This window comes from Massilia sp. (genome assembly GCF_046293535.1).
Lineage (GTDB): Bacteria > Pseudomonadota > Gammaproteobacteria > Burkholderiales > Burkholderiaceae_D > Telluria.
Genome location: NZ_JBKBOV010000002.1, coordinates 22206 through 44724 on the forward strand (window position 1 = coordinate 22206; position 22519 = coordinate 44724).

The following is a 22519-nucleotide window of genomic DNA, read 5'->3' on the forward strand; positions in this document are numbered from 1 at the left end:
CTGTTCGTGAGCGTTATCGAAGGAGGCGAAGTCCGTAAAGTCCTCCGGCTACAGAGCCTCTGGCTATAAAGCGTATAACCAGCTTTTTTGGTTTATCCTGTGTTAACTGCTGTGGTAGAACGTAGTCGACGGAATAGAAATCTTGCGGTGCGGTACCCTCAAGTAGGACGTTAGCGAGCAGGATACCGTTAATTTCAATGTCAAATTGTCTTCCCGCGTCCGCCCTGGCGAAAGTTAGCCTTAGCACCTTTGCGTCGCCCTTCGGAGAACTGAGCTCATAGCTGAACCACTTGCTCGCATGGCGCCAGTGGCGCCCGCCGTTCACGCCCGCCTCGATGCCCTCGCCCTTGAAGAAATGGTCCGACTCCGGCTGCTGCTCGCCCGGCGCCACCTGGTCGATGGTGCGGGCGTCCAGCGCCAGCCGCTCCGCTTCCCGCGCGGCGTTCTCGGCGCGCATGCGCTCGAAATTGGCCGGCGTCGCATGCTGCCAATACATCGTGTAGCGCGATTCGTGCAGGCGGAAGAAGGGAACGAACTCGGTCGCGCTGCCCGCGGCGCCCCGCACCAGCCCCGGCGCCGTGAAGGTCAGCGGCTTGCCTTTCACGGGCTTGAAACGGCGCAGGAATGCAAGCGAGTCGCTCACCAGCATCGGCGCCGCCTCCAGCGGGCACACCGGCCCGCCCGCGATATGGCCCATGCGTGACTCGTCCGCCAGGAAATTCAGCTCTTCGTCACCGAACATCCGGGTTTTCGCGGCCAGCACGATCGGGCCGTGCAGCACGGCGTAGTAGTTCGACTTGTCCGGCATCTGCTCCAGGCGCGTGCGCATCGGCAGCCGCACGTCCACCCGGTCGCCTTTCTTCCACGCGCGCGCGATGCTCACGTAGCCGCCCGGCGCCGCGTCAAACTTCACCGCCCTGCCGTTCACCTTCACCGCCAGCTTGCCGCTAGCGACCCAGCCCGGATAGCGGATCTTCATGGTAAAGCTGCCCGGCTCATCCACCGTCAGGCGCGTGCTGCCCTCGTCCGGGAAGCGCGTCGACTGGGTGATGCGCACGCCCTTCTCGCGCCAGTGCAGCGTCGAGGGAATGAACAGGTTCACGAACAGCGCATCGCCTCCGTGCGCATAGATGAACTCGCCGTACTTCGCGTGGCTCTCGATCCCCGAGCCGACGCAGCACCACATGCCCTTGTCCACCTGCGAATACACGCGGTAGTGGTTCGGCCGCATCGGCGTGAAGTAGACGAAGCCGCCGCCCGGACGCTGCGAGGACAGGATGTGGTTGTACAGCGCGCGCTCGTAATAGTCGCCGTAGCTGCCCTTCTGCTCCGACTGGAACAGCATGCCCGTCAGCTTGAGCATGTTGTAGGTGTTGCAGGTCTCCGGTCCTTCGACTTCGCCGATCATGGAAGCGAAGTCCCGGTCGTCGTGGAAGTGCTCCTTGACGCTGTTGCCGCCGATGGCCACCGAGCGCCGCTCGACCACCGTCTTCCAGAAGAACTGCGCGGCCCGGTCCAGGTCCTGGCGCCCGGTCATGTCGGCGATGCGCTTGAAGCCGATCACCTTCGGGATCTGGGTGTTGGCATGCAGGCCGGTGAGCTTGTCCTGCCCTTGCGCCAGCGGCTGCAGGACCGCCTGGTGCGAAAAGCGCAGCGCCAGATCCAGGTATCGGTCGTCGCCCGTCAGTTGCGCCACATCGGCGAAAATCTCGTTCATGCCGCCATGCTCGGCGCGCAGCATCTGCTGCATCTGCGCTTCGCTCAACTGCGCGCTCAGGCGCAGCGCCCAGTCGGACAGCGCGACCAGCATCGCACGGGCTTGCTGGTTGCCGGCGTAGCGGTAGGCGTCGCGCAGGCCCGCGTAGACCTTGTGCAGGTTGTACCAGGGGACCCATTTGCCGTTGACCGAGAAGTTGTCGGCCGCCAGCTTGCCGGCCGCGATGTCGCGCCAGGCCTGGCGCCCGCCGGGAATGCCGCCCAGGTAGCCGTCGCCGTTGGCTTCCTGGGCACGCCCCAGCTCCGCCACGAAGTAATTCAGGCGGCGCAGCACCTCGGCGTCGCCGGTCGCGGCGTACATCAACGCCAGCGCCGACAGGTAGTGGCCGCCCATGTGGCCATCCAGCCCCGTCGATTCCCAGTTGCCGTAGCTCGGCTGGCGCGGGTTCAAGCCGGCCTCGCGCAGGAAGGGCGCCAGCAGGCGATCCGGCTCCATCGCCATCATGTAGTTCAGGTCGGTGGTCTGGGCGTCGAGGAAGGGTCCGGGCTTGAGGCGCACGTCGGCCAGGGGGAAGAGCTCGGCCGCCTGGGTCCAGGCACTGAGCAGCGCCAGCGTGAGCGCAGCGAGCTTGTACTTCATGGCAGGCGCACGCTCTGGTAGCGGTCGAGATCAGCCTGGTCGACGAGCGGCCAACCCTCCCTGTCCCACTTCATCTCGAGCACCTTCAGCTTCTGCTTGTAGCCGTCGGCGCTTTCATAAGCATGCAGCACCATATAGTCCTTGCCATCGAAGGTATACGCGCTGTTGTGGCCCAGGCCGCGCCAGGAGCGGTCGCCCTGGATGACGAGCGAGCCGCCGCCCTTGGCCATGTCCACGCCCTGGCGGTCGAGGTAGGGGCCGGTGATGGCTTTGGCGCGGCCCACCACCACCTTGTAGGTGCTGTCCTTGCCCTTGCAGCACAGGTCCCAGGAGGCGAACAGGTAGTACCAGCCGTTCTTCCTGAAGATGAAGGGCGCCTCGATCTGGGCCGGGCCGGCTTCCTCATCCGGTACGTAGGCCGGGCGGTCGCGGCGGGCGATGGTATGCCACTCCTGGGGTTCGGCCAGCTTGGTGCGGCTGGCGTCGAGTTTCACGAGCTTGAGGCCCGTCCAGAAGGAGCCGAAGGACATCCAGGGCGTGCCGTTGTCGTCGTCGATCACGTGCGAGTCGATGGCGTTCCACAGGTCGCGCCCGGGCACCGACTGCAGCACCATACCCTGGTCTTCCCACTTGTAGTTCGGCGAGCGCGGGTCGAGCGTGGCGTTGGTGGTCACGCCGATGCCGGAGGTGTTCTTGCCGAAGCCGGAGACCGAGTAGTACAGGTAGTACTTCCCATTGTGGTGATAGATGTCCGGCGCCCAGATGTGGTCGTTGAAAGTCGGGGCGGCCTTCCTGGCCCAGGACGGCTCGCCGGCGAAGACGCGGCCCTCGGGCTTCCACGAGCGCATGTCGCTCGAACTGTAGAAGCTGACGCCGGGGCCGGTGCTGAAGAGGTAATACTTGCTGCCCTCTTTGGCCATCACGGGGTCGTGGACCTCGAGCTGGGCGGCGAAGGCGGGCAGCGCGGCGGCATGCAGCAGCGCGCCGGCGAAGAGACGGGAGAGTAGAGACATTGCGGACTCCTGAATAGTCGCGATCCGTAGGGTGGGCAGGTCTCCTGCCCACGCGGTGATAGTTTGCTGCGAGATCTACGGGCACGACATCGGAGCCACTAACGATCACCGCGTGGGCGGGAGACCCGCCCACCCTACAAAAGACACAGCCTTAAACGTCGACCGACACCACCACCACCGACTTGGCCGGCACCTTCAGCGTCAGCTTGCCGTTCACCGCCTTGGCGCTGTACGGCGCCGGCTTGATGGCTTGCGGCTTGTCGAAGGTATTGTGCGCGTCCATCGCTTCGGCGGTCAGCACCTGCCCGGTGGCGCCGAGCGCGGCCTGGCCCTTCAGGTCGATGTTCACGTCGCTGGCCTGGCGCGGATTGGTGTTCACCAGGGCCACCCAGACCTTGCCGTCCTTGCCGCGCGCGCTCGATGCGCTGATGCCCGGAATGCTCTGGTTGTCGATCGAATAGGCCACGTCGTTGTTGACGGCCGTCGGCAGCGAGGTCGCGTCCTGGAACGGGATGTACATCTTGTAAGCGTGGTAGGTCGGGGTGAGCAGCATCTTGTCCTTGTCGGTGATGATCATCGCCTGCAGCACGTTGACCATCTGCGCGATCATCGTCATGCGCACACGCTCGGCGTGCTCATGGAAGATGTTGAAGTTCAGGGCCGCCACGACCGCGTCGCGCAGGGTGTTGCGCTGGAACAGGAAGCCCGGATTGGTGCCCGGCTCGACGTCGTACCAGGTGCCCCATTCGTCGACGTAGAAGCCGAGTTTCTTTTGCGGATCGTTCTTGTCGAGGACGGCGACGTTGCGGCGGATGAAGCCATCCATGCGCATGGTCTGCTGCAGGGTCTTGAACCACTCCGATTCGTTGAAGCCGGTCGCGGCCCCCTTCTTGTCCCAGTCGCCGGTCGGCAGGGTGTAGAAGTGGAAGCTGATGCCGTCGGTGAACTTGCCGTTCTCGCGGCTCAACACGTCGGTCCAGCTGGTGTCGTCGCCGTGGCCGCCGCTGGCGACCATCTTCGGGCGCGCGTTGGGCGGGGTTTTCAGGAAGGTGGCGTAGTGGTTGTAGAGGTTGGCGTAGTATTCCGGCTTCATGTTGCCGCCGCAGCCCCAGGCTTCGTTGCCGATGCCGAAGAAGGCGACCTTGTAGGGCTCCTTGCGGCCGTTCTTGCGGCGCTCCTCGGCCAGGGTCGACTTGGTGTCCGAGGTCATGTACTCGAGCCACTCGGCCATCTCCTGCGGCGTGCCGGAACCGAGGTTGCCGTTGACGTAGGCTTCCGTTCCCAGGATGTCGACCAGGTCGAAGAACTCGTGGGTGCCGACCGCATTGCTTTCCGCCACGCCGCCCCAGTGGGTGTTGACCTTCACCGGACGCTTGTTGCGCGGGCCGATGCCGTCGCGCCAGTGGTATTCGTCGGCGAAGCAGCCGCCCGGCCAGCGCACCAGCGGCACCTTCAGTTCCTTCAGGGCGCCGACCACGTCGTTGCGCCAGCCGCGGGTGTTCGGGATCTTCGATTCCGGACCGACCCACAGGCCTTCGTAGATGCCGGTGCCGAGGTGTTCGGCGAACTGGCCATAGACGTTCTTGTTGATGACCGGCCCCGGCTTGGTGGCGTCGATGCTGACGCTCACCTGGGCGAAGGCCGAAGCCGATGCGAGGACGCCGAGCGCGAGGATGGTCGGTTTGAATACGTTCACTACTGTCTCCTGGTTTATCGAACTCTTATTGGAATACGGCGACGAAGCCGCCGTGCGCTTTGATACTGATCTTTTGCTTGCCGCCCTCCAGGCGCGACTGGCTGAACGTACGCTCGCCCTCGCCGTCGGTGATGAGGATGCCGCGCGCTTTGCCGATGAAGGAAAGGTCCAGCTCGAGCGATTTGTCCGCATCCATGGCATTGAGGCCGGCGACGTACCAGGCCTTGCCCGCCCGGCGGGCGATCACGACGTGGCGGCCGGGGTAGCCGTCGACGAAGCGGGTCTCGTCCCAGCTGCGCGGCAGCTCCCGCAGGAAGCCCTTCACGTAGGCCGGCGCGCTGGCCATGCCTTCCGGCGTCTCGGCGAAGTGCTGGATGCCGGACAGGAACAGCACCGATTCGGCCAGCTCGAAGCCATTGCGGGTCTTGCGCTGGATGTTCGGGATGTCGCCGAAGACCGTGGGCGTGAAGTCCATCGGGTCGAATAGGTTGCGCGTGAACGGCAGCATGGCGGCATGGGGCGCGACCAGGTCCTGGTCACGCTGATCGAAGGTGGTGAACTCGAAGCCGCGCACCGCCTCGACGGTCATCAGGTTGGGGTAGGTACGCGACCAGCCGCGCGGCAGCGTGGCGCCATGGAAGTTCACCAGGAGGCCGGCCTTGGCGGCATCGTCCAGGATGTCGACGTAATAGGCGATCATCGACTGGCCGTCGCCGCCGAAGAAGTCGATCTTGACGCCCTTGACGCCCATGTCGCGCAGCTTCGCGAACTCGCGCGTGCGGGCCTCACGGGTCAGGAGCGCGTTCCTCGGCGTCTGCGGCGCCTTGTTCCAGGCGCCGGCGGAGTTGTACCAGACCAGGATGCCGATGTTCTTCTTCGCCGCGTACGCGACCAGCTCGCGCATCTTCGCGTCACCGATCCTGCGGTCCCATTCGGCGTCCACCAGGGTGTAGTCCCAGCGCATCTCGGCGGCGTAGTCGACGAACTTCTTCTGGACGTCGAAGACGGTGGCATCGTCCTTCAGCAGCGCCCAGCTCCACGAGGCATGGCCTGGCTGGACGCGCGCCTTGTCAAAGGCGATGGCGGGCGCCGCGAGGTCGGTGCCGAGCGTCGATTCGACCAGGGTTTTCAGGGAACCGAGCGCGATAATCCGCCAGGGCGTCACCAGCTCACCCTGGCTTTGTGCCAGCAGCGCGCCCTCGGTGAACACTTCGGCGGCCATTGGAAAAGCGAGCCTGTAGCGGCCCTCGGGCGATTCGGCGTCCAGGCGCGAGGCGTGGAAGCTGCCGTCCATGTTCGCCTCGGTCAGCGCCACCCAGGTGTCGCCGGTGCGGAACAGGGCCGGGAACACCCAGCCGGCCGGCATCGGCGAGCGGGTCCCGACGGCGATCTCGCGCTGGTAGTGCTCCTCGTAGGATGGGTTGGTGTTCGACCAACCGGTTTGCGCCACCGCCATCGGCTGCAGCCAGGCCTTGGCGGACCTGTCGAAGTTAAAACCCGTCGCTTCGGAGACGAACTTCTTGTGCGGCAGCGAAGGCTCGGCTACCCGATAGCGGAAGGCGACACCGTCGTTCGAGACGCGCAAGGCGAGGTCCATGGCCTGCCCTTGCGCGTTGCGGACGGTGTAGACCTGTTCGTTGGCGGCGTAGCTGATGCGCCGCTTCTTGCCGGTGGCGAGCTCGTAGCTGTCGCGGACCGGCTTGATCGCGGAGGTCGAAACGATCCTCAGCCTGGTCGCCAGGTCCGCGCCCTCCAGTTGCAGGCCGAGCGGCGACGCGAGGATGACGGGTTTGCCGTCGCGGGCGATGGCATAGCTGAGCGTGCCGCCAGGTGCGGCCGTGACGGTCACGGCGATGTGGCCGTCCGGGCTGGTCAGGGCGGCGGCGTGGGCCTGGGTGGTGAACATGGCGACGAGCGCCAGGGTCGTGCGGGACATAACATGCATGGGCAAGCTCCGTTGGCACGTCGTTCCGGCGCAGGCCGGAACCCAAGTGTGCGTGCATGCACACGACATTGGATCCCGGCCTTCGCCGGGGTGACGGATCATGGGATAGTGGCGAACGGCGACGAAGCGGCACTCAGCCGCGACGCATCACGTCCAGCCCGCGTCGACGACGAAATCCTGCGCCGTGCACATCTTGCTGTCGTCGGCGCCGAGGAACAGCACCATCGCGGCGATATCGTCCGGCATCAGCTTGCCCGGCAGGCACTGGGCCTTCTTGATCTCGCGTTCGGCCGCCTCGTCCACCCACAGGTCGATCTGGCGCTGGGTCATGACCCAGCCCGGCGTGACGGTATTCACGCGCACGCCGAAGGGGCCCAGGTCGCGCGCCAGGCTGCGCGTCAGGCCGATCACGGCCGCCTTGGTGGTCGCGTAGACCGGGTAGCCGGCGCCCTTGGCATGCCAGGACATCGAGGAAAAATTGATGATGGAGCCGCCGCCCATCTTCTTCATGCCCGGCAGGACCGCCTGCGCGGTGAAGAACATCGGGCGCTGGTTGATGGCGATGCGTTCGTTCCAGTAGTCGAGGGAGACCTGCTCGATGTCGTGGCGCTGGTCGTTGGCGGCATTGTTCACCAGCACCTCGAAGTCGCCCAGCTGTTCGGCCAGCTCGGCCATCGTGCGCTGCAGCGCGGGGATGTCGGTGATGTCGCAGCAGCGGAATACCGGCGCGCGGTGGCCGGCATTCGCCAGGTTCGCACACAGCGTTTCGCTCGCTTCCTTCGCAATGTCGACGAAGGCGACCACCGCGCCCTGCTCCACGAAAGCCTTCACGATCGCTTCGCCGATGCCGGTGCCGCCGCCCGTCACGAATACCCGCCTGCCCTGCAGGCTGGGATACTTCGCCAACTTGTTCATGCTAGTCTCCATCCGTTCTTATTGTCCTTCTGCTTTACTCTTTGGTCAACGCACCGTCCCTGCGGCGCCAGATCCCGCCCGGGTTCCCGTCACGCAGCGGCTCCGGCAGCAATTCCTGGGGCAGGTTCTGGTAGCACACCGGACGCAGGAAGCGGGCAATCGCACCGGTGCCCACCGAGGTGCTGCGCCCGTCCGCCGTGGCCGGGAACGGGCCGCCGTGGACCATGGCGCTCGAGACCTCGACGCCGGTCGGAAAGCCGTTGGCGAGGATGCGGCCGACCTTGCGCTCCAGCAGCGGCAGCAAGGCCGCGGCATCGGCATGGTCGTGCGGGTCCATCTGCAGGGTCGCGGTGAGTTGCCCTTCCAGCACATCGACGACCGCGCGCATTTGATCCGCATCCCTGCACACCACCACGAGCGATGCCGGGCCGAAGACTTCCTCGTGCAGCTCGTGGCGCGTCAGGAATGCGTCCGCGCCGACCCGGAACAAGGCGGCCGCGCCCTTGCCTTCGCCGTGTTCGAGACGCGCCAGCGTGCTCACGGCCGCGTGGCCGGCCAGGGCGTCGACACCCTTGCGGTAGCTCTGCGCGATGTTCTGGTTCAGCATCACGGCCGCTTCAGTGGCGCCCAGGGCTTCCTGCGCCGTCTTGCAGAAGGTCGCCAGGCCGGGGCCGTCGATCGCCAGCACCAGCCCGGGATTGGTGCAGAACTGGCCCACGCCCAGCACCAGCGAGGCGGCGAAGCCCTTGCCGATTTCTTCGGCGCGGTGCTCCAGCGCATGCGGCATCAGCAAGACCGGGTTAATGCTGCTCATCTCGGCATAGACGGGAATCGGCTGCTTGCGCGCCGCGGCGACCGCCATCAGCGCCGTGCCGCCCCCACGCGAACCGGTGAAGCCGACGGCCTGGATGGCTGGATGACCGACCAGGGCCTGGCCGATGCGGCTGCCGGTGCCGGTCAACAGCGAGAATACGCCGGCCGGCAGTTCGCACTGCTGCACGGCCCTGGCGACGGCGCGCGCCACCAGCTCCGAGGTGCCCGGATGCGAGGAATGCGCTTTCAGGACCACCGGGCAGCCGGCAGCAAACGCGGATGCGGTGTCGCCGCCGGCGACCGAAAAGGCCAGCGGGAAGTTCGATGCGGCGAACACCGCGACCGGACCGACGCCGATCAGGTGGTAACGCAGGTCCGGACGCGGCGGGCTGCGCTCCGGCAGCGCCGTGTCCAGGCGCGCATCGCGCCAGGAGCCTTCGCGCAGCAGGTCGGCGAACATGCGCAGCTGGTTGCAGGTGCGTCCGCGCTCACCTTCGAGGCGCACGCGCGGCAGGCCGGTCTCGAGCATCGCGCGTTCGATCAGCGCGTCGCCCAGCAGCATGATCTGCTGCGCCACGGTGTCGAGGAAGCGTGCGCGCTCTTCGTCGGTGGTGGCGCGGAAGGGGTCGAAGGCCTCGCCCGCCAGGCGGCAGGCCCGGTCGATCTGCTCGGCGCTCACCATGTGGAAGTCCGGTTCCAGGTGCTCGCGCCTGCTTGGGTCCCAGGCCTTGAACGACCCCTCGGTGCCGCGTTCGTGGACGCCGCCGATGATGGCTTCGCCGCTGATGCTCATAAGGCCTTCACTTTCGCAAAGCCGGTCTCGCGCACCGCGAGGCGGTTGCGCAAGGCCGGGCCGAACTGGGGCGACTCGACTTCGAAAGTGTCGCCGGCTTGTACGGAAATGCCGTCGGCGAAGCTCAGCGTGGCGGTGCCGAAGAAATGGATGTGCACGTCGCCCGGGCGCTTGAACAGGCCGTACTTGAAGTGGTGGTACTCGAGGTTCTCGATGCTGTGCGACATGTTCTGCTCGCCGCTGACGAAGGCCTTTTCCCAGCGTACCCGCCCGTCCTTGTCGAGGATGCGCGAGGTGCCCGACACGTGGCCCGGCAGCTCGCCCACCAGCAGGGCCGGGCCCAGGCCGCAGTTACGCAGCTTCGAGTGGGCCAGGTAGAGGTAGTTCTGGCGCTCGGTGACGTGGTCGGAGAACTCGTTGCCGATGGCGAAACCAAGGCGGCAAGGCTGGCCGTCGTCCCCGATCAGGTACAGGCCCGCGATCTCCGGCTCCTCGCCGCCGTCGAGCGCGAAGTCCGGCATGTCGATGTCCTGACCCGTTGCGCGCACGGTCGAGCCATCGCCCTTGTAGAACCATTCCGGCTGCACGCCGGGGGTGCCTGGCGCCGGCTTGCCGCCTTCGACGCCCATGCGGAACATCTTCATCGAGTCGCTCAATGCGGCGACGTCGCCGCCGATCTTCTTGTGCATGGCGTCGCGGGTGTCGGCGCTGCCCAGGTGGGTGAGGCCCGTGCCGGTGACGTAGCAATGGGCGGGGTCCGGATGGTCGAGCGGGGGCAGGATGCGGCCCGCGCGGGCGAGGTCGTCGTAATGGAGATGCTCGCTGGAGGCGGCGCTGTCGGCCAGTTGCGCCAGGCCCGTGCCGGCGGCGATGGCGGCGCGCGCCAGTTCGCGGGTCGTCGCGTAGCCGCCCACGACGCGGACGGTGTTGTCATGCAGGATGCCGATGCGGCGTTCCTGGGATTCGGTGATGAATTGTACGAGCAGCATGGCCCGGTCTCCCGTTTAGTTATTAATAGCGATGCAGTGTTCATGTGGCGGTTGACCGCGTGGGCGGCCAAGCCGCCCACCCTACGAGAACCGCTCTTGTAGGGTGGGCAGGTCCCCTGCCCACGCGGCCAACGCACGCCAGATCAGTGAGAATGCTTGGGCACTGCGGAGCCCCGGCACCCCACCAGGAAGTCGAAATCGCACCCCTCGTCCGCCTGCATCACGTGGTCCAGGTAGAGCCGCTGGTAGCCGCTGTGCTGTACCGGCTTGTTCTGCTCGGCGCGGTCGGCCAGGCGGTTACGAATCTCTTCGTCCGACAGCTCGATGTTCAAGCCACCGCCGGCGCAATCCAGCTGGATCCAGTCGCCGTCCCGCACGATGCCCAGCGGCCCGCCGGCCATCGCTTCCGGCGCCACGTGCAGCACCACGGTGCCGTAGGCGGTGCCGCTCATGCGCGCGTCCGAGATGCGCACCATGTCGGTGACGCCCTGGGCCAGCAGCTTGGGCGGCAGGCCCATGTTGCCCACTTCCGCCATGCCCGGGTAGCCTTTCGGGCCGCAATTCTTCATCACCAGGATCGAATTCGCGTCCACGTCCAGGTCGGGATCGACAATGCGCTGCTTGTAATGATCAAAATCCTCGAACACGACGGCGCGGCCGCGGTGCTGCATCAAATGCGGCGAAGCCGCGGAGGGTTTCAGCACGGCGCCACGTGGCGCCAGGTTGCCACGCAGGATGCGGATGCCGCCGTCCGCGATCAGCGGGGTCTCCAGCTTGCGGATCACCTCGTCGTTGTAGATCGGCGCGTCCTGGCAGTTCTCCCACAGGGTCTTGCCGTTGACGGTGAGCGCGTCCTTGTGCTTGAGCAGGCCGCCCTCGCCCAGGCGACGGATCACGCCCGGCAGGCCGCCGGCATAGTAGAACTCCTCCATCAAGTATTTACCCGAGGGGAGCAAGTCGACGATGGTCGGGGTGCCCTTGCCGATCGTCGACCAGTCCTCCAGTTCGAGCGGCACGCCGACGCGGCCGGCGATCGCCTTCAGGTGGATCACGGCATTGGTCGAGCCGCCGATGGCCGCGTTGACGCGGATCGCGTTCTCGAAATTTTCGCGCTTGAGGATTTTCGACAGGCGCAGGTCTTCGTGCACCATCTCGACGATGCGGATGCCCGACATGTGGGCCAGCACGTAGCGGCGCGCATCGACCGCGGGAATGGCGGCATTGTGCGGCAACGAGGTGCCGAGCGACTCGGCAATGCAGGCCATGGTCGACGCGGTGCCCATGGTGTTGCAAGTGCCGGCCGAGCGCGAGTGGCCGGCTTCGGCGGACAGGAAATCGTGCATCGTGATTCTCCCGGCCTTGGCCTCCTCGTGCAGCTGCCAGACGGCGGTGCCGGAACCGATGTCCTTGCCGTTCAGCTTACCGTTGAGCATGGGACCGCCGGTGACGACGATGGTCGGCAGGTCGACGCTGGCCGCGCCCATCAAGAGGGCCGGGGTGGTCTTGTCGCAGCCCACCAGCAGCACCACCGCGTCCATCGGGTTGCCGCGGATCGATTCTTCGACGTCCATGCTGGCCAGGTTCCGGGTCAGCATGGCGGTCGGGCGCAGGTTCGATTCGCCGTTCGAGAACACCGGGAACTCGACCGGGAAGCCGCCGGCCTCCAGGATGCCGCGCTTGACGTGTTCGGCCAGCTTGCGGAAGTGGGCGTTGCAGGGGGTGAGTTCGGACCAGGTGTTGCAAATGCCGATGATCGGCTTGCCCTGGAATTCATGGTCGGGAATGCCCTGGTTCTTCATCCAGCTCCGGTACATGAAGCCGTTCTTGTCCTGGGTCCCGAACCACGCCGCCGAGCGCAACGTGGTTTTCTTCTTAGTCTCGGACATGCCTTCTCCTCCTTGTTTCCGCCACGGGAGGCTAAGGACCTCCTCTCATGTCGTGTTGTTCAGCAATGAGGCAAGTCTAAAAGCTGGCCAGATAACTTTCCAATCAAATATTTCGCAATATCGATACTGAATTTGTTATCGGAGCGGGCCAAGAAAGCGCGATTCCGGCAGTCCGCGCACGTCGAGCGCGTGGCGGAACATGGCGCCCGACAGCGGCGCGGCAGCACGGTCGCCGCCGCTCATGCCGAGCCAGGCGCTGGTGAGGTACAGGGTGGACAGGCCCGGCCCGCCAAAGGCCGGGCAGCTGGGCTGGGGTGCGGCAAGCGGCAAGACCCGGTCGAGCCGGCCGTCCGGCGCGAAGCGCATCACCTGCCCTGCTCCCCAGCGCGTGGTCCAGAGGAAGCCTTCGGCGTCGATGCAGGAGCCGTCCGGCTCGCCCGGCGCCGTGTCCGCCGCCACGAACACCCGGGAGGCGCCGATCGCGCCGCTGTGCGGATCGTAATCGCAATACCGGATCTCGCGCGTGACGGAGTCGGCATAGTACATGCGCCGTCCGTCCGGGCTGAAGCAGATGCTGTTGGCAATGGCGGCATTCCCGAGCGGCAAGCGCTCCAGGCGCAGGTCCGGGTTCAGGCGATAGAAACCGCCCAGCGCGCGCTTCACGCCGTCTTCCTGGTTGAACATGCCGAACACGAAGCGTCCCTGGCGGTCGCAGCGCCCGTCGTTCAAGCGCGTGGCGGGCATCTCGGCTTCCACCTCGCAGATGCGTTCCACCCGGCCGGTCGAGAAGCGGAACCAGGCCAGGCTTGACGCCAGCCCCAGCAACAAGCAATCGTCGCTGCCGGTGAGCGCGAAGCAGCACAAGCGCTCCGGCATCGGCCAGCTGGCGCTCTTCCCGCTCCCCGGCGAATACGACCACAGGGTCGCTTGCGGGATATCGGTCCACAGCAGGCGTTCGGTGCGCTCGCACCACAGCACGCATTCGCCCAGCTCATGGCGCCCGTCGAGGAAGTGCTCCATCACGCCTGCGCCGCCTGCACCGAGAAGCGAAAGCGCGATGCGCTCCGGTACACCTGGCCCGGACGCAGGATCACGTTCGGGAAGCGCGGCCGGTTCGGCGAATCCGGAAAATGCTGCGGCTCGAGGCAGAAGCCGCTGCGCTGCCCATAGCTGCGGCCCTTGCCGCCGAGAGAACCGTCGAGGAAGTTCCCGCTGTAGAACTGCACGCCCGGTTCCTCGGTGAACAGCTCCAGCACCCGTCCCGACACCGGTTCGAGCACATGGGCCGCGCGCGTCATCTCCCTGCCATTGGGTTTGTTGAGCACGAAGTTGTGGTCGTAGCCCTGGCCGTGGCGCAGCTGCTTGTCCGGCTGGCCGACGCGCTCGCCGATCGGGCGCGGCGTGCGGAAGTCGAAGGGCGTCCCGGTCACCGGAGAGAGCGTACCCAGGGGGATCGCCGCCGCATCGATGCCGACAAACGTATCGGCGTCGATACTGAGCAGGTGGTCCAGCACGTCACCTTCGCCCGCCAGGTTGAAGTAGCTGTGCTGGGTCAGGTTGACCGGGGTCGGTTGGTCGGTGACGGCCTCGAAGCGGACCACCAGTTCGTTGTCGTCGTTCAGCTGGTAACAGACGACGGCGTCCAGGTTCCCGGGATAGCCTTGCTCGCCGTCGACGCTGCGGTAGGCCAGGCGCAGGCTGTCGCCCTCCACGCTGGCCTGCCACTTCACCTTGTGAAAGCCCCCTGGCCCGCCGTGCAGGTGGTGCGCGCCGTCGTTCGCCGGCAGCACGATCTCGCGGCCGTCGAGCGTGAAACGGCCCTTGGCGATGCGGTTGCCGTAGCGGCCGATCACGGCGCCGAAGTAGGGATGCTCGCCTTCGTAGGCGGCGAGCGAGTCCAGGCCCAGCACCACGTCGGCCAGGCGGCCCTCGCGGTCGGGCGTGTGCAGCTCGGTGACGATGCCGCCGAAGTCGATGATTTTCGCCACCAGGCCGTTCGCGTTGGCCAGCGTGTACTCGGTGATGGCCTCGCCGTTGGCCAGACGCCCGTAGGGCGCCTGCGTGATACTGGGCGTTCTCGAGTTTGACACCGTGTTCTTCCTCAATCGGTGGCTCGGTTGGTCGATGCGCGGCCGAACACCGGCATGCCCTGCGCATCCCAGTGCAGGGTTTTCACGAAGGTGTGGCGGTCCGGGTTCCAGAGCGGGTCGCCGACGATCTCGGTGTAGGTGCGGGCGTGGTAGACCAGCACCACGGTCTCGCCGTCCTCGGCACAGGTGAAGCTGTTGTGGCCCGGGCCGTAGATGCCGTGCTCGTAGCAGGTGCGCAGCACGGGCTCGGGCGACTTGGTCCAGGAGCCCGGGTCCAGCAGGTCGGCGTCCTCATGTGCCCACAGCAGGCCCATCGCGTAGTTCTCGTCGGTGGCGCTGGCCGAGTAGCTGATGAAGATCCTGCCGTTGCGGCGCAGGACCGACGGGCCCTCGTTGACCCGGAAGCCGCGCGTCTCCCAGTCGAACTCGGGTTTGCTCAGCATGACCGGCTTGCCCTCGATCTGCCACGGCGTCTTCATGGGCGCGATGTAGAGGTTGGAATTGCCTTCGATCGCGTGGTCCTTCTGCGCCCACAGGTAGTACAAGCGGCCCTTGTGGGTGAAGGTGGTGGCGTCCAGGCAGAAGCTGTCGATGCCGGTGTCGACCTGGCCCATGAACTCCCATTCGCCCGCGAGCGGATTCGCATTGCGGTTGCGGATCGCGTACATGCGGTGCTGGAACAGCTTGTGCTTGATCTCGCGGCTGGGGGCCGCGGCGAAATAGATGTACCAGGCGCCTTCGTTGAAATGGATTTCGGGTGCCCACACCAGTTCGCAGTACGGGCCGGTGTCGGGCTTGGTCCATACGTCTACCGTTTGCGCCTGCGCCAGGCCGGCGATGGTGGCGGCGCGGCGCAGTTCGATGCGGTCGTACTGCGGCACCGAGGCGGTGAAGTAGTAGTAGCCGTCGGTGTGCTTGTAGATGTAGGGGTCTGCCCGCTGTTCGATCAGGGGTTTGAGAATGGTTTCTTGCATCGTTAATCTCGTTTCAAAGTTTGCCTATCACCGCGTGGGCAGGAAACCTGCCCACCCTACGGGTATGCGCCGTTGTAGCGTGGGCGGGGTAATTGCGGGCAGTGCTCGCAATTACGAAGGCCACGCGGTCAACCCACGTCAGCCGGCGACGTACCCGGCCGTGCGCATGTCGGCCTTGACCGTGTCGTAATACTGGTCGCTGATGCGGTACTTGAACATCAGCACGCCCATCAGGAAGTGGAAGAAGCCCGGGATCACCGACAGCATCAGGGCGATGCCCTGCAGCGCCAGCGTCGATTGCGCCTGGTTGGGCTGGTACTGGAAATAATCCAGCAGGATGCCGACCATGCCGCCCGCGATCGCCATGCCGGCCTTCTGGCACACCGAGATGCCGCCAAAGGCGAATCCCGACACCCGCTTGCCGGTCTTGACCTGGCCGTAGTCGATGGTCTCGGCGATCGCCGACCAGAACACCGGCGCGTGCAGGTCCACCACCAGCGACAGGATGAAGTACAGGACAAAGGCCAGCACGATGTCGCCCGGCTGCACCAGGAAGTAGATCAGGAGGCTGATGGCGGCGACCAGGATCTGCGTGTTGCGAAACAGCTTGACCTTGCAGTAGAACTTGGTGGTCCAGGTGGATACCACCATGGCCAGGATGGCCGCAGCCACGCCGGTGGACAGGAAGGCCGACACGGTGGCGGTGTCCCCGCCCAGGTAGTACTTGGCATAGTAGATCGCCACCGAGCCGCGGATCACGTAGCCGATCGTGCCGGTCACGCACACGGCGCACAGGATCAGCCACTGGTCGTTCTTCATCAGCACGCGCACCTGGTCCATCAAGGGCTGTTTCTCGACCTTGTGGACGACGCGCTCGGTGGTGGTGAAGAAGCACAGCAGGAACAGCAGCACGCCCATCGCGGCCATCACCGCCATCGCCGCCTGGTAGCCGGCAGCCTGGTTGCCGGGGTCCCACCAACTGGCCAGAACCGGCACGATGATGGTCACCATGAAGGCGCCGATCTTGGCGAAGAACAGGCGGTAGCCGTTGGCCGACAGGCGTTCCTGCGGATCGGACGTCAGTCCGCTGATCAGGGAGATGTAGGGGATGCCGACGCCCGCCGTCATCAGGGTCATCAGGATGTAGGTCGAATAGGCCCAGACCAGCTTGGCGTCATAGCTCCAGTCGGGCGTGGTGAAGACCAGGAACACGCTCAGGCCGTAGGGTACGGCGAGCAGCAGCAGCCAGGGCCGGTAGCGCCCCCAGCGGGTGAGCACCGAGTCGGTCACCTGCCCCATCGCCAGGTCGGCCACGGCGCCGACCACCTTGACGGCCACGAACAGCGCCGCCAGGTCGGCGGTGTGGATGCCGTAGATGTCGGTGTAGAAGAAGGTGATGATCAGCATCATCGACGAGATCACCACGTTGAGCGCCATGTCGCCGGCGCCGAAACCCGCTTTTTCGAGGGTGGAGAGTTTTTGTGTGTGCATGTGCATTCCCTTCCGAACGACCCGGGGGCACTGCCGGGATCAACCCTGCAGTGCCCCTGCTTCTACTGCATCGGCTGGCGCTTACAGCTTCCAGCGCAAGGCGAGCGAGGCCGAACGTCCGACCTGGACCGTACCGAAATTGGTCAGGGTCTGGTTGCCCGCATTGCCGAAGTGGTAGTACTGCCGCTGCATTTCGTTGGTGAGGTTGATGGCGGCGATATCGACCGACATCCTGTCGGTGATCTTGTAGGAAATTTGCATGTCCACGCTCTTTTCGGGATGGCGCCAGATACCGATCGGATTGGCGAACAGGGCCGCTTCGTTGGCGGCCAGGAAGCCGGAGCGCCAGACATAGGACAAGCGCGCGCTGACCGGGCCCTTTTCGTAAGCCAGGGTCGCGTTGTAGGAACGGTCGGACACCCCGAAGAACGGTGTCTCGAGCTGGGCGATGATCTCGCCGGCGCTGTTCGCCTCGGGGACGTTCTGCGACGAGCTCAGCTTGGTAAAGCTGCCCTGGAAGCCCAGGCCGTCCAGCGGGCCGGGGAGCCACTTCGGGAAGTAGATCAAGCCGAGTTCGATGCCCTTGATGGTGCCGTCGGAAGCGTTGACCGGTGAGTTGATGACGTAGTCATAGCCGTTCGTATGGTCGCCGCCCGAGGTCGAGTTGCGGAACGGGTCGTCCGCCGGGTCGACGTGGATCTTGCGGCGCAGGGGCACGACCAGGCCGTCGATCTTGCGCTTGAACAGGGTGCCGTAGACTGCGCTGTCTTTCTGGAAATACCACTCGCCGGTCAGGTCGAAGTTGGTCGAGAGCGTCGGTTTCAGGTCCGGATTGCCGCCGGTGCCCGAACCATACCCCACCCGCGATATGTCGTCGGCGAGTTGCAGGACCGGATTCAGGTCGCCAAAGTTGGGGCGGCGCAGGGTTTTACCGAAGTTGAAGCGCGTTACGACATCCTTGGCCGGGTCGTAGGTCAGGGTCAGGCTGGGCAGGAACCTGCTGGTCGACTTGCTGGCGCCGGACGGCGTAACCGCCTTCGTGGTGGCGTCGACCTTGTAGAAGTTCATGTCGGTATCGACCTTGGTGTAGCGTACGCCGACGTTGGCGCGCAGGCGATTGCCGAACAGCTCGCTTTGGAAATTCCCCATCAGGTAGAGATTGCTCGTCTTCTCCTCGATCTCGAAGGTCTTCTGCAGGCTCAGCTGGTCCGTGGTCAGGAAACTGCTGTTGACCGAGTGATAGAGCTTGCGCCATTCGTCGATGTTGTCGCGAATGGTGTAGGCATTGGGCACCACCCACGAGCGCGGCACGTCCGAGATGTCGGCGCCGAAGTTCGAGTTGGCAATGGAATAATCTGGCCCCAGCGAGGCGAGGTTGCGGCCCAGGGCGGCCGATTGTGTCCGGTTGGCCTCCGAGGCCTTGCGCACGTCGTGGCGCAGGCCGAACTGGAGCGTCTGCAGCGCACCCCAGTCGGCATCGAACACGCCCGCCAGCGTGGCCGTGGCGGCGCTGCCCTTGTTGCGGTTGGCGTTATCGTAGAACTCGGCGACATTCCACTTGCTCGGGTCGGCCAGGTCGGCATTGTTATTGAAGCGGAAGGCCGTATCGCCGCCGGCATTGAAGTCGACGTCGATGGACGGCGCGACGCGATCGATCCGGGTGGCGGTGAATTGCGTGTCGAACTCGCTGGTCTGGTACGACAGGTCGCCGTCCAGCTTCAGGCGCTCGCCGATATTCCACTTGCCGTTCAGGGCATACACGAAGGAATCGGTTTTCGACGTGGTGTAGTCGCCGCTGTTGAAGCCATAGACGTTATTGAGCTTGCGGGTCTTGATGACGTTCGTTCCCGGGAAGGTCGTGATCGTCCCCGCCGGGTTGCTGCCCAAATCGCCCCACCAGTCGGCGAAGCTGAACAGCAGCTGGTTGAAGGCCTTGTCGCGATAACCGTTGTACATCGACTCGAAGGTGTAGACCGCATCGCCGTGCGGTTTCCACTGCAGGGCGATATTCGCGGCAGGACGCTTGCGTTCGCCCTGGACGTCGCTCTGGAACACGGCGTCGCGCGCCAGGTAATACGGATAAGCCTTGCCGTCGAAGTTCAGCGTCGACCCCGCGGCCATCGGCAAGCCGGTACGGGTACCGGGCGCCCAGATATCGTTGTCGAAGATGCGCTGCAAGGGCGTGTAACCCGGCGGCACTTCGGCCGCATTCGGGCTGGTGAACGGCACCATGGCGCCCGGGGTCACGCTTTCATTGCGGTATCTCGTCTGGGTCGCCGCCAGGTTGACCAGGGCGCCGACTTCGCCGATGCCGGTTTCCCAGCGGTTGCTGAACATGGCGCTGAGCTGCGGGTTCCACTTTTTCGCGGGATCCAGAAAGGTCTCGCGCGCCGAGATCGACACTTGCGACCCCTTGAAATCGAAGGGCCGCAGCGACTTGACGTCGATCTGGCCCGCGATGCCGGTTTCCAGCTGGCTGGCGTCGCGCGTCTTGTACACGTCGATCTGGCGCACCAGGGTCGAGGGAATGTCCTGGAGCGCGACCTGGGTGCCCGAGGCGGTAAAGATATTGCGGCCGTTCCAGGTGGTCTGGACATCGGGCAGGCCACGGATGGACAGCGCGCCGACTTCGCCGCCGGCGCGGTTGGTGACCTGGATCCCGGTCACGCGCTGCAGCGCTTCGACAACGTTGTTATCGGGGAGCTTGCCGATGTCTTCGGCAACGACCGATTCCACGACCTGGTCGCTGATGCGCTTGATCGCCAGGCTCTTGATGAGCGATGCCTTGACGCCCGTGACGACCACGGTCTGCGTGTCACTCGGCTCGGTCGTTTCGGCGCTTGCCGCGGGGGAGATTTCCTGTGCGCCGACCGTGGCGGCGCTGATCAGGCCTGCTCCGGCCAGTGCGGCGACGGTGGCGCGAAGTGCGAAGGCGTGACCGGTACCGGCCGCGGCGCGGCCGAATGATGTGCGTTTCATACGTCTCCTGTGTCGTTATCGTGATGGCCGCTGTGCCGCGGCTTGCCGTTATTACATTCCCGAAAGGAATGTTAGGCGTAACAGTGAGAACGTTCCAATCAAATTTTTGGCCAATCCGATACCAAAACACGTATCAGCGTGCCTGATCAAGGGAAGGCGTGAGCGTGTCCCCGTCCGCGGGGTCGTCGGCGGGCGGCAGGATGTCCGCCACCGGCGCGTCGGGCGCGACGTCGAGGGCGCGCAGCGCGTCCTGCACCACGCCCGCGAACACCGGCGCCGCCACGCGTCCGCCGAAATAGCCTTCCTCGGTGGGCTCGTCGATCATCACGGCGACGATGATGCGCGGCCGCGACACCGGCGCGAAGCCGACGAAGCCGGCGATGTAGCGGTTGGTGTAGCGTCCCCCCACCGGCTTGTGGGCGGTGCTGGTCTTGCCCGCCACCCGGTAGCCGGGCACGCGCGCGCGCGGCGCGGTGCCGCCGGGCCAGGTGGCGCGTTCCATCATGGCGCGCACCGCGGCCGCGCTGGCGCTCGACAGCACGGGACGCGCCACCGGCGCCTCGTCCAGCTTGAGGAGGCTGAGCGGCACCATGTCGCCGTCGCGCGCGAACACCAGGTAGGACTGCGCCATCTGCATCAGCGAGGTCGCCATGCCGTGGCCATAGCTGATGGTGGCTTGCTCGACCGGCTTCCAGGAACGGTGCGGGCGCAGGCTGCCGGCGGCCGTGCCCGGAAAGCCCAGCTGCGGCGGCTGGCCGAAGCCGGCCCGGGTCAGCATCGACCACATTTCCTCGGCCGGCATCTGCAGCGCCAGCTTGACGGTGCCGACGTTCGAGGATTTCTGCAGCACCTCGGCCACCGTCAGGGTGCCGTGTTCCTTGGCGTCGTGGATCGTGGAGCGGCCGATCCTGATGCGTCCCGGCGCCGTCTCCATCAGGGTGTCGGGCGTGACCAGTCCCTTCTCCAGGGCGAGCGCGATGGTCAAGGGCTTGATCACCGAGCCCGGCTCATAGATGTCGGTCAGGGCGCGGTTGCGCAACTGGGCGCCGGTGAGTCCCTTGCGCTCGTTGGGGTCGTAGTCCGGCAGGTTGGCCAGCGCCAGCACCTCGCCGCTGTCCACGTCGAGCACCACGATGGCGCCGGCGGCGGCGCGGTGGCGCTCCACCGCCGCCTTCAGGTGGCTGCGCGCCGCGTGCTGGATGCGGCCGTCGATCGACAGCGCCAGGTCGCTGCCGTCGCGCGCCGGCAGGCGCCCGCCCGCGTCTTCCGCGATGCGCCCGAGACGGTCGCGGATCACGCGCCGGCTGCCCGGCGTGCCGGCCAGGCTGGCCTGGTGGGCCAGCTCGATGCCTTCCTGCCCGCGGTCCTCGACGTCGTTGAAGCCCACCACGTGCGCGGTGAGGGCGCCGTGCGGGTAATGGCGCTTGCTTTCCTTGCGGGTGTGCACGCCCGCGACGCCGAGCGCCAGCGCGCGCTCGGCGGTCGCCACGTCGACCTGGCGCTTCAGGTAGACGAAGCCGCGCCGCGAGTCGAGCCGGGCGTCGAGTTCCGCGCGGCTCAAGCCGAGCAGGCGCGCCAGCGCATCGAGCCGCCCGGCGGGAGCCGCGCGCGCTTCCGCCGGAATCGCCCATACCGCGCGCGCCGGCAGCGACAGGGCCAGCACCTCGCCGTTGCGGTCGAGGATGCGCCCGCGCGTGGCCGGCAGCTCGAGCGTGCGCGCATAGCGGGCCGCGCCCTGCTTCTGCAGGAACTCGTCCGACCACAGCTGCAGCCAGACCGCGCGCCCGGCCAGGGTCGCGAAGGCGGCGAACATCACCAGGAGCACCAGGCGCGAACGCCAGGCCGGCAGGCTGCTGTCGAGCACCGGATTGGGACTGAAAGCGTGGCCGCGGCCGGTGGCGACGCGCGCCGGATCGCCCATCTAGTGCTGCTCCCGCGGCTCGTCGAAGCTGCTGGTGTCGGCTTCCAGCACCGGCAGGGCCAGGCCGTAGCGCAGCGCCAGCAGGCGCAGGGCGAAGCCTGTCGCGATCGCGGCGGTGGTGGCGATGCCGGCGGCCACGTCCAGCTCGAGCAGGCCCAGGTAGAGCACGCCGGTGGCCAGGGACACGGTGGCGTACAGGTCGCGCTGCAGCACCAGCGGCACCTGGTTGCACAGGACGTCGCGCAGCAGGCCGCCGAACACGCCGGTGGCCATGCCCATCAGGATCACTACCACCGGATGCGCGCCGGTGGCGGCGGCGACGTCGCAGCCGATCACGGTGAAGGCCACCAGGCCGAGCGCATCGAGCCACAGGAAGGCGGTCTTGAGGCGGTGCATGCGGCGCGCCAGCAGCGCCGCCGCGATCGCGGCGCCGACGGTGAAGGCCAGGTATTCGGGGTGCGCGACCCAGCCGAGCGGATAGTGGCCGATCAACAGGTCGCGAATGGTGCCGCCGCCCAGCGCGGTCACGGTGCCCACCACGCACAGCCCGAACAGGTCCATGCGGCGCCGCATGCCCATCAGGGCGCCGGATGCGGCTTCGGCCGCGATGGCGACCAGGTAGATCGTGTGGAGCAGGCTCATTCTCGTGGGACGGGCG

15 protein-coding genes are annotated in these 22519 nt (G+C 66.1%); all 15 read right to left on the bottom strand.

Annotation, left to right across the window (positions count from 1 at the left end):
- Positions 1–13: 13 nt before the first annotated feature.
- A complete protein-coding gene (locus ACK4S9_RS01440; RefSeq protein ID WP_409720554.1) occupies positions 14–2356 on the bottom strand; it encodes a beta-L-arabinofuranosidase domain-containing protein in 2343 nt (780 codons plus the stop codon).
- Positions 2353–3369 (bottom strand): arabinan endo-1,5-alpha-L-arabinosidase, encoded by a 1017-nt coding sequence (locus ACK4S9_RS01445; RefSeq protein WP_409720556.1) that lies wholly within the window; start codon positions 3367–3369, stop codon positions 2353–2355. The genes ACK4S9_RS01440 and ACK4S9_RS01445 overlap by 4 nt, the downstream gene beginning before the upstream one ends.
- Before the next feature lie 151 nt (positions 3370–3520).
- The gene (locus ACK4S9_RS01450) at positions 3521–5065 is read right to left on the bottom strand and encodes an alpha-N-arabinofuranosidase (protein ID WP_409720558.1); all 1545 of its coding nucleotides are present in this window, start codon (positions 5063–5065) and stop codon (positions 3521–3523) included.
- A gap of 25 nt (positions 5066–5090) precedes the next feature.
- Positions 5091–7010: a glycoside hydrolase family 97 catalytic domain-containing protein gene (locus tag ACK4S9_RS01455; protein ID WP_409720560.1), complete on the bottom strand. Its 1920-nt coding sequence runs from the start codon at positions 7008–7010 to the stop codon at positions 5091–5093.
- Between the two features lie 147 nt (positions 7011–7157).
- Positions 7158–7925: an SDR family NAD(P)-dependent oxidoreductase gene (locus ACK4S9_RS01460; protein WP_409720562.1), complete on the bottom strand. Its 768-nt coding sequence runs from the start codon at positions 7923–7925 to the stop codon at positions 7158–7160.
- 34 nt (positions 7926–7959) lie between these two features.
- Positions 7960–9531, bottom strand: a complete 1572-nt coding sequence (locus tag ACK4S9_RS01465) for an aldehyde dehydrogenase (NADP(+)) (RefSeq protein ID WP_409720564.1) — start codon at positions 9529–9531, stop codon at positions 7960–7962.
- Entirely contained in the window at positions 9528–10520 is a 993-nt protein-coding gene (gene araD1 / locus ACK4S9_RS01470; protein WP_409720566.1) for an AraD1 family protein, read from the bottom strand. The genes ACK4S9_RS01465 and araD1 overlap by 4 nt, the downstream gene beginning before the upstream one ends.
- A gap of 143 nt (positions 10521–10663) precedes the next feature.
- Positions 10664–12406: an IlvD/Edd family dehydratase gene (locus tag ACK4S9_RS01475; RefSeq protein WP_409720568.1), complete on the bottom strand. Its 1743-nt coding sequence runs from the start codon at positions 12404–12406 to the stop codon at positions 10664–10666.
- A 135-nt stretch (positions 12407–12541) separates the two neighbouring features.
- Positions 12542–13426 (bottom strand): SMP-30/gluconolactonase/LRE family protein, encoded by an 885-nt coding sequence (locus ACK4S9_RS01480; protein ID WP_409720963.1) that lies wholly within the window; start codon positions 13424–13426, stop codon positions 12542–12544.
- Positions 13426–14496, bottom strand: coding sequence for an aldose epimerase family protein (locus ACK4S9_RS01485; RefSeq protein WP_409720570.1), 1071 nt, complete (start codon positions 14494–14496; stop codon positions 13426–13428). The genes ACK4S9_RS01480 and ACK4S9_RS01485 overlap by 1 nt, the downstream gene beginning before the upstream one ends.
- 11 nt (positions 14497–14507) lie before the next feature.
- Positions 14508–15470 carry a family 43 glycosylhydrolase gene (locus ACK4S9_RS01490; protein WP_409720572.1) on the bottom strand — a complete coding sequence of 321 codons (963 nt, stop codon included), beginning with the start codon at positions 15468–15470 and terminating at the stop codon, positions 14508–14510.
- A 138-nt stretch (positions 15471–15608) separates the two neighbouring features.
- Positions 15609–16961, bottom strand: coding sequence for an MFS transporter (locus ACK4S9_RS01495; RefSeq protein ID WP_409720574.1), 1353 nt, complete (start codon positions 16959–16961; stop codon positions 15609–15611).
- Positions 16962–17042: 81 nt separating this feature from the next.
- On the bottom strand, positions 17043–19940 hold the full coding sequence (locus ACK4S9_RS01500) for a TonB-dependent receptor (protein ID WP_409720576.1): 2898 nt from the start codon (positions 19938–19940) through the stop codon (positions 17043–17045).
- A gap of 133 nt (positions 19941–20073) precedes the next feature.
- On the bottom strand, positions 20074–21861 hold the full coding sequence (locus tag ACK4S9_RS01505) for a peptidoglycan D,D-transpeptidase FtsI family protein (RefSeq protein WP_409720578.1): 1788 nt from the start codon (positions 21859–21861) through the stop codon (positions 20074–20076).
- Positions 21862–22503, bottom strand: coding sequence for a trimeric intracellular cation channel family protein (locus ACK4S9_RS01510; RefSeq protein WP_409720580.1), 642 nt, complete (start codon positions 22501–22503; stop codon positions 21862–21864).
- Positions 22504–22519: the final 16 nt, after the last annotated feature.